Raw genomic sequence first — 13577 nt, 5'->3', positions numbered from 1 at the left:
GGGCGTATGCACAGGTCAGCGGCGTGTGCCGGACTCGCCGACGGCCTCCCGGACGGCGTCCCGCAGGCCGTGCGGCGGGCGGAAGCGGGAGGGTGCGGCGGCCGGGTCCTCGCGGAGCTCCTTCACCAGCGAGACGCACAGCAGCAGCATCACCACCACGAACGGCAGCGCGACCAGGATCGTCGCGTTCTGCAGCGCGGTCAGCCCGCCGGCCAGCAGCAGGGCCGCCGCGACCCCGCCCATCAGCACGCCCCAGACCACCACCAGCCAGGTCCGCGGATGCAGCGAGCCCCGGCTGGAGAGCGAGCCGAGCACCAGCGAGGCCGAGTCGGCGCTGGTGACGAAGAAGGTCATCACCAACAGCACCGCGACCACGCTGGTCACCGAGCCGAGCGGCAGCGAGCGCAGCATCTCGAACAGGGAGGCCTCCGGGCCCTGCGGGATGGTCGCGACCAGGTCGGCCGCACCGGTGGTGACCAGCCGGATCGCGGTGCCGCCCATCACGCAGAACCAGATGACCGTCGCCCCGCTGGGCACCAGCAGCACGCCGAGCAGGAACTGCCGGACGGTGCGGCCGCGCGAGATCCGGGCGATGAAGGTGCCGACGAAGGGCGCCCAGGAGAGCCACCAGGCCCAGTAGAAGATCGTCCAGGAGCCGAGCCAGCCCTCGTCGGTGAAGGCGCCGGTCTGGGTGGACATGGCGAGCAGGTCGGAGAGGTAGCCGCCGACCGAGGACGGAATCGCGTCCAGCACGAACACGGTCGGACCGACCACGAAGACGAAGACCATGATCAGCGAGGCGAGTACGACGTTCGCGGTGGAGAGCCACTTCACGCCCTTGTGCACCCCGGAGAACGCGGAGACCACGAACGCGGCGCTCAGCGAGGCGATGATGATCAGCTGGGCATTCTGGGTGTTGCGGACGGACGAGATGTAGCCGAGCCCGTCGGCGACCTGGAGCGCGCCGAGGCCGAGGCTGGTCGCGGAGCCGAAGACGGTGGCGAACACGGCCAGCAGGTCGATCGTCCGCCCGGCCCAGCCGTCCGCGCCGCGCTGTCCGATCAGTGGGACGAAGGCGGCGGAGATCCGGTTGCCCCGGCCCTTGCGGAAGGTGGTGTAGGCGAGGGCCAGGCCGCCGACCGCGTAGATCGCCCACGGGTGCAGGGTCCAGTGGAAGAGCGAGAACTCCAGGGCCTGCTGGGCGGCGGCCGAGCTCTGCGGCTCCAGGCCGGAGCCGGGCTGCGGGGTGGCGAAGAGCTGGAGCGGCTCGCCGACGCCGTAGAACATCAGGCCGATGCCCATGCCGGCGCTGAACATCATGGCGACCCAGGCGACGGTGGAGAACTCGGGCTCGTCGTCGTCGCGGCCGAGCCGGATCCGGCCGAAGCGGCTGAACGCGAGCAGCACGGCGACGGCGAGGAAGACGTCGGCGGCCACCACGAACAGCCAGCCGAAGTTGTGCAGCACCCAGTCGAGCGCCGTGCCGGAGGTGCGGCCGAGCGAGTCCTCGGCGAAGACGCCCCACGCGACCACCGCCAGGACCAGGACGGCGCCGATGCCGAACACCGCCCGGTCGACCGGAAGGGTCGCGGCGGGTTCGTCGGGCTCCTTCACGGGCGGGTCGGGCTGGGGCGGCTGGCTGCTCATCGGATGGACCTCTCGACATACTCGGCGCGTCCGGAACGCTCGGGTCTTCCGGAACGCTCGGAACGCTCGGGATCAAGCTGTATGTCGCACTATGTCCAGTTCGCTCCGCCGGTGGCGGGACGGCGCGCCGGGGGAGCGCCGGGTCGGGACCTACGTCCCGTCAGGCCGCCCGCCCCTCGCCGTAGTCGTGCCCGTGCCCGGAGTCGCGCGCGGTGGCGAGGTAGTGGGAGAGCGCCCGGCGGCTGCGGGAGAGGTCCTCGATCCGCGAGTCCAGGCCGGCGAGCTCGTCGCGCAGGGTCGCCAGCAGCTCCGGGCAGGCCTCCAGGACCGGGACGGGACCGGTGGCGCAGGGCAGCAGCCCGGCGATGATCCGGGTGCTCAGACCGGCCGCGAGCAGACTGCGGATCTGCCACACCCGGACGGTGTCCTGCTCGCCGTACGCGCGGTGGCCGGCCGCCGTCCGGTCCGGCCTGAGCAGGCCCTGCTCCTCGTAGTAGCGGAGCAGGCGGGTGGACACCCCGGTCAGGCGGGCGAGTTCTCCGATGCGCATGACCCGGCGAACGACGCCGCTCGCCGGGGTGTTCCCCGGGGGCGGTCAGCCCTTGAAGAACTCCAGTACCACGTCGCGCAGTTCGCACGTCGGCGTGGGCGGCCGGCCAGGAGGTCCGGGCGAGCGGGGTGGCTGACATCGGGTGTTCCTTCGCGGGCCGGGGTTTCGCCGACAGCGGGAACGGTAGGTGTTCACACCAGTGAGAAGGTCAAGCCGGAGAGCGGGAGCCCGCCCGGGACAGCCTTCGGGTCCCGGCTCTGGTCGCGTGCACCGGCGAACCGTCCACGCCGACACGGAAGGAACGCCGTTCATGGACGACGAGGTCCGTACCCCGGACGATGCAGCCCCGGCGCAGGCCGGCGGGACCGCGGCCACCCCGACGCAGGACGCCCCGGAGCAGGCCGGCCCGGCGCAGCCCGTCCGCGACGACGGAGTGGACCGCCGGACGGTGCTGCGGATGGTCTCCGCCGCCGGGGCGCTCGTCGCGCCCGTCCCGGCCGTCCCGCTGCTCGCCGCGGGCCGGGCGGCCGCCGAGGAGGTGCCTCCGCCCGGCCCCCTGCCCGGGGCGGCGCCCGGGCCCGTGCCGGGGATCGTCAAACCGCTGCCCGCCGAGTGGTTCGTGCCGCGCGGCACCAACGCCGAGACTCGCTGGGACGCCTTCCGCGACGCCGACGGCCGTGCCGTCGTCCACCGGCACGTGCCGGTGGAGCGGTTCTTCGTCCGGAACCACACCAGCACCCCGCTGATCGACCCCGGCACCTGGCGCCTCAGGCTCTTCGGCAGCGGCCTGCGCGGCGCCCCGACGGCCGGGCGCCCGGTCGAGTTCGGCCTGGACGACCTGCGGGAGCTGCCGTCCACCCGGATCAGCGCGCTGATCGAGTGCGCCGGCAACGCCCGCAGTTACTACGCCGGCCAGCAGAACCAGCCCGTCCCGGGTACGCCGTGGACCCTCGGCGGCGTCGGCTCGGCGAGCTGGCGCGGCGTCCGGCTGGCCGAGGTACTGCGGGCCGCCGGGCTGACCGGGGCGGCGGTGGACGTGCTGCCCACCGGCCTGGACCCGGACTTCGTCGCCGGCGGCACCAACTACGGACCGGTGCGCCGCCCGCTGCCGATCGCCAAGGCGCTGGACGACGTGCTGCTCGCGTACGAGATGAACGGCGAGCCGCTGACCCCGGACCACGGCGCCCCGGCCCGGCTGGTGGTGCCCGGCTGGGTGGGCATCGCCTCGATCAAGTGGGTGGGCAGCGTGGAGGTCGCCGACCACCGGCTGTACTCGCCGTGGAACACCGACTTCTACCGGATGTTCGGTCCGGAGTACCCGCCGGGCGGCGGCGACCCGCTCACCGAGCAGGTGGTCAAGAGCGCCTTCGAGCTGGCCGCCGGTGCGCGGCTGGCGGCGGGGCGCGAGCACCGGCTGCACGGGCGTTCGTGGTCCGGGGCGGCGGCGGTGCGCCGGGTCGAGGTGAGTGCCGACGGCGGCCGGACCTGGCGGCGCGCCGAACTGCGCGACGAGCCGCGGGCCGACGGCTGGACGCGCTGGAGCGTCGACTGGCGCCCCGAGCGGCCCGGTCCGTACGAGCTGCGTGCCCGCGCGACGGACCGCCGGGGCAACACCCAGCCCGAGCGGGCGGTGTTCAACCGGGAGGGCTACCTGTTCGGTGCGGTGGTGGCCCACCCGGTGACGGTGGTCTGAGCCGCGGCAGTGATCCGCGCCGCGCCGGTGGACTGGACCTCGTACGGGGCCGGGTACCGCGTCTCGTACGGGGTCAGCACCAGCCGCACCACGTCCTCCAGGCGCCGCCGGGCGTCCCCGAGGGTGGTGCGGCCGGTCACCCAGGCGGTCAGCTCGCCCTGCCAGGCGTGGGCGACGATGTGCCGCACCAGGTCGCTCGCGGCGGCCGGCACCTCGGTCGTCACGGCTTGCAGGGCGGTGCTGTCGGCCCGGGCCATGCCTTGCAGGGCCTCGCTGGCGAACGGATCGGTGGAGGCGGCCACGGCCACCCTCAGCCGGGCGAGTTCGGGCTGCCGCTGGTAGGCCCGCATCCCGCCCCGGACGAACCGGACCGCCCGGTCGGTGGCCCCCGGCCCGGCTCTCGGGCCGCGCAGCTCGGCCACCAGGTCGGCCAGCAGGAGGCGATGCCACTCGGCGATCGCCGCCGCCAGGAGGTGGTCCTTGGAGGAGAAGTAGCGGTACGCCGTCCCCAGGGCGACTCCGGACCGCTCGCAGACCTGCTTCATCTGCATCCGCTCGACGCCGATCTCGTTCACCAGGGCGAGCGCGGCCGCGATCAGGCTTTCGCGGCGTTCGAGCTGACGCGGAGACATCGCCTCCACCGGCCGTGGTGACAGGTCAACCTTGGTCACCCGCACCATGATACGGGCCGGGGCCGCTCAGGAGTATGACGCCGTCCGGCCGCCTTCCGTTCGTCCTGGGGTCACCGGGGTACCGGGAGTGCCGGGTGTCACGAGGGGTCGCGGATCAGCGCCTCCTGGACTGCGGAGGCGACCAGTCGGCCGTCCAGGTCGTAGAACTCGCCGAGCGCCAGGCCCCGGCCGTCCGAGGAGGACGGGCTGCGCTGGGCGAACAGCAGCCACTGGTCGGCCCGGAACGGGCGGTGGAACCACATCGCGTGGTCCAGCGAGGCCATCAGCAGCCGGGGCGGTTCGGTGCGCTGGAAGAAGTTCGGCTGCATGTTCAGCCCGGCGGTGGAGGCCAGGGTGAGGTCGGACAGGTAGGTCAGCGCGCCGGCGTGCAGCAGCGGGTCCCCGTCCGGCAGCGGCGAGGCGGTGCGCATCCAGACGAACTGCTGCAGCAGTCCGGGGACGGCCGCCGGCAGCCCCGGGGAGTCCGCCGGGACGAAGCGCACGTCGAGGTCGCGGAAGCCGCCGTCCGCGGCGAGCGCCCGACGGACCTGCTCGGGCAGCCCGGCGACGGCGTTCGGCAGCGACTCCGGGCGGGGCAGGGGCGGGATCTCGCGCTGGCGGTCGGCGGCCGGCTCGGGGTGCTTGAAGGACACCGAGAGGGTGAAGACCTCGTGCTCCTGCTGGAGCGCCGTCACCCGGCGGGTGGTGTAGGACATGCCCTCGCGGACCCGCTCGACCAGGTAGTCGATCGGCTGGGCGGGGGAGCCCGGCCGCAGGAAGTAGCCGTGCAGCGAGTGCACCGGGCGCCGGTCCGCGCAGGTGCGGCCGGCGGCGACGAGCGCCTGCGCGGCGACGTGGCCGCCGAAGGCGCGCATCGGGGCGCCGGCGTGGCAGCGGCCCCGGAACGTGTTCTCGTTCAGCTGCTCGATCTCCAGCAGCCCGGCGAACGAGGTGGCCGGGCTGGGCTCCTGTTCGGCCGGGATGCGCTGTTCAGTCAGGTCTGTCACGGGCCAATAGTGGCAGAAGCCAACCGTGTGGCGATGTGACCCGGGTAACGTCCGGGTGCTCGGAAATCGGATAGAACACGTTTCACTTCAGCTGGTGGCCCACAGGCCTGTCAGTGCCCTCACCTAGCGTGCTCGGCATGACGCAATCCGCACACGCGTACGCTTATCTGCGTCCTTCGGCCGTCCTGGACGGCGCCGACGGACGCAGCCTCGACCTGGCCACCTCCGGCGGCGCCACCCCGCTCGGATCCGCCGCCAACCCGCGCTTCTTCGCGGGCTTCCTGGCCGATCCGGCGCCGGCCGCCGCCGCGCTGCTCGCGGTCGCGGACGTCGCCGCCGCGCGCTACTACCAGCCGCAGCTGCGCGCCTCGCTCGACCCGGTGGTCACCGCCAACGGGGACCGGCTGCGCTTCGAGTCCTTCTCGGGCTGCTGCGGCGTCTACGCCCGGCTCGACGTGCTCCGGGCCGGGCTCGACGGGGACGAGATCGGCCACGGCACCACCAACGTGGACGTCAACAACCCGCTGCGGGAGGCGCTGACCAGGATCGGCCCCGCCGACCCGCTGCACCTCGCGGTCGGGCCGGACGCGCTGGAGGTCACCAGCTTCGACGGGCCGCTGGTCGAGAAGAAGGTCCCGCTGCCGGAGCGCTGGCTGCGCGGATTCGCCGAGACCCAGGTCGTCGCCGCCGGCTTCGAGCCGCGCGCCGAGCTGCCCGCCGCCGAGGCGGTCCGGTTCCTGCGCTCGCTGCCGCGCGCCGGGCGCGGCGGGCGGGCCGGCGCCGGCTGGGTCGTCCCGGCCGGGAGGACGCTGCGGCCGACCACCCGGCCGGTGCCCGGCGCGGTCTGCCTGCCCGGGCCCGAGCGGCTGGTGGCGCTCCAGCGGGTGCTGCGGCACGCGCTCGCCCTGCGGGTGTACGGGCCGGTCGCGGCCGGGGGGCCGACCGCATCTGCCTGGGAGGCGGTGCTGCCCGGCATGCGGCTGACCCTGACGCTCTCGCCCGACGCCTCCCGGGGCTTCTCCGGCGAGGGCGGGGTGCTCGACTCGCTCGCCACCGGGACGGCCGAGCGGGACGCCGGACTGATCGCGGTGCTGCTCGCCTGGGAGCCCCGGATCGAGGTCGGGGACCTCGCCGCCCAGTCCGGGCTGAGCCCCGAACGGGTCCGCGCCGCGCTCACCCGGCTGGGCACCGCCGGGCAGATCGGCTACGACACCGCCGAGGCCGCCTACTTCCACCGGCAGCTCCCGTACGCCGCCGGGCGGGCCGAGGCGGCCAACCCCCGGCTGCGGGCCGCCCGGGCCCTGGTCGAGGCGGGCGCGGTCCGGCTGGAGGAGGGCGGGGCGACGGCCGTCGTCACGGTGGACGGCCACATCCAGCGGGTGCGCACGGACGCGTCGGGGCGGCTGAGCTGCACCTGCCTGTGGTGGGGCAAGTACCGGGGCGGACGTGGGCCGTGCAAGCACGCACTGGCGGTCGGGATGGTGCGGGAGTCGGCCGCGGGGGCGAAGGGGGCCGGAGCGTGAGCACGACGGCGGATGCCGACCGGCAGGGGCCGGTCGACGAACTGCTGACGGCCGTCCGGTCCGGACGGCTCGCGCGGATACCGGAGCTGCTGGCCGCCCTGGACCCGGCCCAGCGACGGTCCGGCCTGGCCGCCCTCAAGGAACTGCGCAAGGAGCTGCGGCAGGACTGGTCGCGGGAGGCGGCCGAGGCCAGGGGGCGACTGCTGGTGGCCGGGGTCGGCTGCCACGCCGGCCCGGCCGGCGCCGCCGTCTGGCTGGCCGGCAGCGACTTCGCCGACCGCCCGTGGGCTCGCAACTCCGTGCTGCACCAGGTCATCGAGGCGCAGCCGGTGGAGTGGCAGGTCGAGGTGGTCACCCGGCTCGCAGTCCGGCCGGCGCGCAACCAGGGCTGGTCGATGTACCCGGTGATGGAGGCCGTGGTCCGGCGCACCGGCTGCGAGGTGCCGCGCGGCGAGACCTTCGTCCGGGGCTGGATGGACCGCACCGGCGACCTGGGCGGCGCGCGTCCGACGCTCGCCGAGAAGCTGCGCGCGGACGCCTTCACCCCGATGCTGCTGCCCGAGCTGTTCGAACTCGCTGACATCGGTTGGCCGTTGACGCTCCGGCTCGGCCCGCGCCCCGGCGACGTCTGGACGGAGGCGATCGGCGAACTGGCCGCGGCCGGCGTGGTGGACCGGGCCGAGGTGCTCGACCGCTGCCTGGCCCGGCTGGTGCGCGGCGGCAGGACGACCGACCAGCGGGCCTTCCTGGAGGTGCTGCGGGAGCTCGAACCGACGCCCGGGGAGTACGCGGCCCGGGTGCGCGACCTGGTGGCGCTGCTGGACGGCCCGTCGGTACTCGCCGGGCACGTCCAGGAGGTGCTCGCCGGGCTGGACGAGGCCGGGCTGATCGAGCCCGAGGTGCTCACCGAGGCCTCGGCAGTGGTGCTGTTCCGGACCGAGAAGAAGCTGGTCCGCGCCCAGCTGGCCTGGCTGGACAAGGCGGCCCGGCGCGCGCCCGGGCGCTCCGGCCCGGTGGTGCTGGCCGCGGCCGAGGCCTTCGGGCACCCCGACGCGGCCCTCCAGGAACGGGCGCTGAACGTGGTGGCCCGGCACCTGAAGGCGGCGGGGGAGGCGGTGGTGGCGGAGCTGCGGACCGCCGCCGAGGCCCTGAACCCGGCCCACCACCGGCGCGCGGGCGACCTGCTCGGCGCGCCGGTCGGGGGTGACGAGGACGACCCGGACGCAGGGTGGAACGCCTTCCTCCCGCCGGCCCCCGAACCGCGCCCGCTCGGCGCCCCGATCGGCTCGGCGGTGGAACTCGCGGAGGAGCTGTCCGCCCTGCTCGCCTCGGGCGAGCCCGCCGTGGCGGACTTCGAGCGGGTGCTGGACGGGCTGGTCCGGCTCACCCACCTGGACCGGAAGGCGCTGGCCGACGCGGTGGAGCCGGTCCGCCGGGTGCACCCGTGGCGCGGCACCAACAGTGGGGGTGACTGCATGCCCCGGGAGATCCTCCACGTGGTGGCCGCGGTGGCCGGAGAGACGCCGCCGTGGAAGGTCTGGGACTACCTCGGCCGCAAGGGCCGCTCCGTGCTTCGCGGAGCGCACACCACCGTGCACGGGGCCGTCCTCGCCGCCCGCTTGGAGGAGGCCGCCTGGCAGGTCGTCCAGGCCCGGCTGCCGTACCTGCTCGCCACCCCGACCGACGCCACCGGCGCCCTGGACGCGTCCGTGCTGGTCGAGCGGCTCGCCGGGTACGAGGCGGCGGGCGTCACGCCGGGAAAGGCCGACCTGTCCCAGGCCCTGCTGCGGGTCGACGTGCGGGTGGAGGAGGCGGTGCTGAAGGCCGCCGAGGCGCTCACCTCCCCGGCCGGGCGGTGGCTGGCGCACTGGCTGCGCACCGGCGGCCTGCCCGGGCAGCCCTCCGAGCGGGTGCTGTTCGCGCCCGGCAAGGGGGTGCGGCGCACCAACGCGTACGGGGACCGCTGGTGGGAGGACGTCGAGCGGATCGCCGTCGCCCAGCCGGGCATCGGCGCCGGACCGAAGGGGCCGGGCGGCGAGCGGCTCACGGCCGAGCCGCGGGCCCTGCTGGACGGCACCGAGCCCAGCGTCGCCCGGGCCCGCAAGGTGTACGGCTGGACCTGGCGGCCCGTCGCGCACTGGTTCGCGATGCTCCCCTGGCACCGGGAGGAGCTGGCCGCGCGTTGGCTCGACCCCTTCGCTGAGGGCGCCGACCGGGACGAGCGCGGTGCCGCCCGCTACCTCCCGCTGCTCGCCGAGGCCGGCGGCCCTGCCGGGCTCGCGCTGCACCTCGCACTGGCGTACGGCCTGGGCGCCCGGCACGCCGAGGACCGGACGGCGGCGGTGGACGCCCTGCTGGTGCTCGCCGCGCGCGGCGACCTGGACGGCGCGCTGCTCGGCCGTGAGCTCGGCGCCCTGGTGGCCTGCGGCACGGTGCCGGCCGGCCGGCTCGGGGCGGCGCTCACCACGGCGGCGGAGACCGGGGCCCGGGCGACGGTCTGGTCGGTGCTCGCGGCGGCCCTGCCGGGCCTGCTGGGGGAGGCCGACCCGTCGACGCGCGGGCTGGGCGACCTGATCGCGCTGGCCGCCGACTGCGCCCGGCGCACCGGGGCCCGCGGGCCGGTCGCCGAGGTGACGGCGGCGGCCGAGCGCGGGGGAGCGGGCCGGGTGGTCAAGGAGGCCCGGGCGCTGCGGGACGTGCTCGCGGGCTGAGGGGGTGGATGCCGGCGGACCCCGACACGGGCGCCGGCGGCGGACGGGTGTCGGTCGGCGGCGGACAGATGTCGACTGATGGCGGACGGATGTCGAACAGACGACAACTTTCAGCGAACAGATTTTGAAATCTGTTCGCTGAAAGTTGTCGTCCGTTCGCGCGCCTCGGACGCCCCCGTGGCCGCCTCGTCCTGCGGCCGCTCGCCGGCCAGGGGCGGGATGCCGCGCGGGGCGGCGACGGCCCGCCACCACAGGCGCAGGGCGGGCGGGGCGGCGGGCTCGAAGGGCTTGCCGGGACGGGGCACCGCGAGCCGGGCGCCGAGCGTCTGGGCCGCGGTGACCACTCGCTCGGCCGGCTCGTCCCAGGGGTGCAGCGCGAGGTTGAAGGTGCACCAGTGGATCGGCAGCAGCAGTTCGCCGCCCACGTCCAGGTGCGCCCGCACGCCCTCCTCGGGGGTCATGTGCACCTCGGGCCAGAACTCGCTGTACGCGCCGACCTGCATCATCGTCGCGTCGAACGGGCCGAGCCGGCGGCCGATCTCGGCGAAGCCGGGGAAGTAGCCGGTGTCCCCGCTGTGGAAGATCCGCCGCCCGCCACCGGCGATCACCCAGGAGGCCCACAGGAACAGCGTGCTGGTGCGCGGTCCCCGGCTGCAGTAGTGCCGGGCCGGCGTGGCGGTCAGCGTCAGACCGGCGACCTCGGCCGACTCCCACCAGTCCAGTTCGACGATCCGCGCGGCCGGTACGCCCCAGTGCTCCAGGTGGGCCCCGACCCCGAGCGGGACGGCGAACACCGCGCCCGTCCCGATCAGCGCCCGGACGGTGCCCATGTCGAGGTGGTCGTAGTGGTCGTGGGAGACCACCACCACGTCCACCGGCCCGAGTTCGGACAGCGGCAGCGGAACAGGGTGCAGCCGCTTGGGGCCGGTCCAGGAGAAGGGGGAGCAGCGCTCGCCCCAGACCGGGTCGAGCAGGACCCGCCGTCCGCCGATCTCGGCCAGGACCGTGGCGTGCCCCAGCCAGGTCAGCCGCAGCCCGGAATCCGGCGGCGCGGCGAGGTCGCCCGGGAGCAGCCGGTGCACCGGCACGGCGGCGGTCGGCGCGCGGCGGGTCTTGTCCCCGGCCAGCTGGGCGCGGGTGATCTCCAGCGGGCTGCGCTCGTACACCAGGCGGCGGGTGGGCACCGGGTTGCGGAAGGCGCCGTCGGCGAACTGCGGGGAGCGGCGGATGCGGGCCAGCCGCTCGCCCCGGGGCTCGGCTCCGAAGGCGTCGGTCCGGATCCGGTGCCAGGCGGCCCGGGGCAGTCCGGCCAGCCCGGGTACGGCGCGCTCGGTGGCGGGGTCGGCGGAGGGCGGGGCGAACAGCGCGGACAGACCGGCGAGGCGGGAGAACCACGGGGCGGGGCGGGGCACGGCTCCTCCAGGGACGGTCACGGCTACCGGGCGTGCCCGGGGCGCGCAGCGCAGTGGCGGGTGGGGCTGCTGCGATACGACAACCATCTCGTCGGAGATTACTCGCCATGGGCCGTCCGGACCTGGTGGAGAGCCCGGCGCGGTCCAATCGGCGTACCCGGGAAGGCGGCGCGGGCCGGTGTCCGGGCGCCGCCCCGCTCTCTCTCCCCCGGGGGGACTTCCCCGGCCCCGGCCCTGGCCCGGATCAGGCCCCGGCCCTGGCCCGGATCAGGCGTAGAAGCGGGTGATCGTCTCCGCGACGCAGTGCGGCTTGGCGCTCCGCTCGCTGGTCACGGTGAACCGCACCACCGCCTGGATCCCGCCCGGCACCTCGGTGGCCGAGAGCAGCTCGGCGGTGGCCCGGATCGCCGTGCCCACCGGCACCGGCGCCGGGAACCGCACCTTGTCGGAGCCGTAGTTCAGCGCCATCCGCACGCCCTCGACGGCGTAGCACTCCTTCGCCAGCACCGGGATCATCGACTGGGTCAGGTAGCCGTGCGCGATGGTCGAGCCGAACTGGCTCTCCTTGGCCCGCTCCGGGTCCACGTGGATCCACTGGTGGTCACCGGTCGCCTCGGCGAACAGGTCGATCCGCCGCTGCTCGATGGTGTGCCACTGACTGGTGCCCAGCTCGGTGCCGACGGCGGCGGTCAGCTCGGCGAGGGAGGCGAAGGTCGTCACGGTGCGCTCCTGGTGGGGACGGGCCCGGGGTGGGGTCAGGACGCCGGAAGCGTATGCCTACCCACCGGTATCTGTCAGGAGCCGAACGGAGAACCGGTGTTCACGGGCCCGGCGCTCACCGGCCCGGTGCTCGGCTGCCGGCGTGTCCGGCGGCCCGGGACGCCCGGCCCGGTCGGGAACAGTCGGCGGCCGCTGACCAGCTCCGGGACCAGCGCGACGAACAGCGGCTCCGGATCGCCCACCCACGGCCGCAGACCGGACCGCAGCACCCGTCTGACCTGCTCGGGATCGCTCACCACGTCGGCCCGCCCGTGCACCAGGACGCTCCACCCGGTGCGGGTGACCGGGTCCAGCAGATCCGCCTGGAAGGCCACCACCGTGCCGTCAAGCCCGCGCGCGGTGGCACTTCCCCGGCGTACGGCGAGCACCAGCCGCCCGTCCAGGACCTCGAAGGAGACCGGCAGGACGGCCGGCAGCGCGTGCTCGGTGTACACCACGCGCCCGACGGGCACGGTGCTGAGCAGCCGCAGGCACTCGGCCTCGCTCAGGGTCTCCACACGGTCCTCACGCTCCATGCGTCCGATCGTCCTCGGTCGGTGCGCGCGCCGATAGGGCCCATGGTCCCTGAGCGGACGGGTCGGGAGCCCCGTCGGCGACCGTTCGGGGCGGTAGCCTGCCCGGCGGGTGGAGAAATGGTGCAGGAGGGGGACGGCCGGATGGCGGGCGGGGTCGATCTGGTGGTGATCGGGGCGGACGGCGGGCCCGACCGGGCCTTCGGGGGTGCGGCGCTCGCGGCGGACGGCGCCCGGCTGCTCGCCGACGTGCTGCCCGGGATGTGCTTCGACACCGGCGCGGCCGGCTGCCGGGTCACCACGGTGGCGCCGGACGCGGACGCCAACGCGATGCTCACCGCCGTCCGGGATGCCGCCCAGCACCCCGGCCGCTGGCTGCTGGTCTGCCTGGTCGGCCAGCTGGTGGTCGATCCGCGCGGGCGCCGGCTGGCCCTGGTCACCGCAGGAAGCACTGCCGACAACGCCTACCGCCGGGGCCTGGCCTGGGACTGGGTGGTCAGTGCGATGGTGCACGGGGACCAGGAGGAGGCGCTGCTGCTGGTCGACGCGGTGGTCGACCGCGACGCCTGGGTGGCGCTGGAGCGCGGCGAGGACGGCGCGGGTGAACTGCTGAGCTACTCAAGGGTTCCGCTGTGGGGCCGGATCGGCCGCCACTCCCCGGGCAGCCGCTACGCCCCGGGCAGACGCGGCCGGGACGCCGTCCTGCCGGGCGGGGAGGGCTCGTTCAGCCGGGCCCTGACCGCCGTCCTGCGCCAGGGCGTCCCGGGTGCCCCCGCGGCCGTCGCCCCGCTCGATCTCCAGCCGGCCGTGGCCGCGCTGACGGACGGTGGGGAAGCGGCCGGTAGTTCGGGTGCGCCTGGCGCGCGCCTGCTCGTTCCGCCGCACGCCGGGCGGCTCCTGATGCGCAATCGGGCCGCGGTTCGGGGCGCATTGGCCGGATTGTCGCTTTCCGAGGAACTGTTGGCCGTTCTGTGGCGGGAAAACGCCCCGACGGAACCTCCTTCCGCGTAAGGTCAGGGGGCCTGAGGTGTTGCCGTGATGGGGTGGGTTGGCGAAGAATCGATCCCCAGC

At 75.1% G+C, this 13577-nt stretch carries 11 protein-coding genes; 4 read left to right on the top strand and 7 right to left on the bottom strand.

Going from position 1 to position 13577, the window contains the following annotated elements:
- Positions 1-15: 15 nt before the first annotated feature.
- Entirely contained in the window at positions 16-1647 is a 1632-nt protein-coding gene (locus tag ACWGJO_RS19815; RefSeq protein ID WP_452185397.1) for a BCCT family transporter, read from the bottom strand.
- Between the two features lie 160 nt (positions 1648-1807).
- Positions 1808-2197 carry a MerR family transcriptional regulator gene (locus ACWGJO_RS19810; RefSeq protein ID WP_452185395.1) on the bottom strand — a complete coding sequence of 130 codons (390 nt, stop codon included), beginning with the start codon at positions 2195-2197 and terminating at the stop codon, positions 1808-1810.
- 457 nt (positions 2198-2654) lie between these two features.
- Here ACWGJO_RS19810 and ACWGJO_RS19805 point away from each other — a divergent pair, with 457 nt between their 5' ends.
- Entirely contained in the window at positions 2655-3890 is a 1236-nt protein-coding gene (locus tag ACWGJO_RS19805) for a sulfite oxidase (protein WP_452185441.1), read from the top strand.
- On the opposite strand, the gene ACWGJO_RS19800 is transcribed toward ACWGJO_RS19805, so the two are convergent.
- Both ACWGJO_RS19800 and ACWGJO_RS19795 read right to left on the bottom strand, forming a co-directional pair.
- Positions 3845-4561 carry a TetR/AcrR family transcriptional regulator gene (locus ACWGJO_RS19800; RefSeq protein ID WP_452185393.1) on the bottom strand — a complete coding sequence of 239 codons (717 nt, stop codon included), beginning with the start codon at positions 4559-4561 and terminating at the stop codon, positions 3845-3847. The genes ACWGJO_RS19805 and ACWGJO_RS19800 overlap by 46 nt on opposite strands.
- Before the next feature lie 98 nt (positions 4562-4659).
- A complete protein-coding gene (locus tag ACWGJO_RS19795) occupies positions 4660-5568 on the bottom strand; it encodes an acyl-CoA thioesterase (RefSeq protein WP_452185391.1) in 909 nt (302 codons plus the stop codon).
- Between the two features lie 137 nt (positions 5569-5705).
- Here ACWGJO_RS19795 and ACWGJO_RS19790 point away from each other — a divergent pair, with 137 nt between their 5' ends.
- Entirely contained in the window at positions 5706-7091 is a 1386-nt protein-coding gene (locus ACWGJO_RS19790; protein WP_452185389.1) for an SWIM zinc finger family protein, read from the top strand.
- Positions 7088-9802 (top strand): DUF7824 domain-containing protein, encoded by a 2715-nt coding sequence (locus tag ACWGJO_RS19785; protein ID WP_452185387.1) that lies wholly within the window; start codon positions 7088-7090, stop codon positions 9800-9802. Before ACWGJO_RS19790 ends, ACWGJO_RS19785 begins: the two co-directional genes overlap by 4 nt.
- Before the next feature lie 110 nt (positions 9803-9912).
- Here the strand turns inward: ACWGJO_RS19785 and ACWGJO_RS19780 are convergent, their stop codons facing one another.
- From ACWGJO_RS19780 to ACWGJO_RS19770, 3 genes are all read right to left on the bottom strand, one after another.
- Positions 9913-11115 carry an MBL fold metallo-hydrolase gene (locus ACWGJO_RS19780; protein ID WP_452185439.1) on the bottom strand — a complete coding sequence of 401 codons (1203 nt, stop codon included), beginning with the start codon at positions 11113-11115 and terminating at the stop codon, positions 9913-9915.
- A gap of 366 nt (positions 11116-11481) precedes the next feature.
- Entirely contained in the window at positions 11482-11934 is a 453-nt protein-coding gene (locus ACWGJO_RS19775) for a MaoC family dehydratase (protein ID WP_359913279.1), read from the bottom strand.
- A 74-nt stretch (positions 11935-12008) separates the two neighbouring features.
- Positions 12009-12509, bottom strand: a complete 501-nt coding sequence (locus ACWGJO_RS19770; RefSeq protein WP_452185385.1) for a pyridoxamine 5'-phosphate oxidase family protein — start codon at positions 12507-12509, stop codon at positions 12009-12011.
- A gap of 117 nt (positions 12510-12626) precedes the next feature.
- Here ACWGJO_RS19770 and ACWGJO_RS19765 point away from each other — a divergent pair, with 117 nt between their 5' ends.
- Positions 12627-13517: a hypothetical protein gene (locus ACWGJO_RS19765; protein WP_452185383.1), complete on the top strand. Its 891-nt coding sequence runs from the start codon at positions 12627-12629 to the stop codon at positions 13515-13517.
- Positions 13518-13577 lie beyond the last annotated feature (60 nt).

Source organism: Kitasatospora sp. NPDC054795, assembly GCF_053611565.1.
Note: the sequence above shows the minus strand (reverse complement) of the source record. Positions and strands in the feature narration are given on the sequence as shown.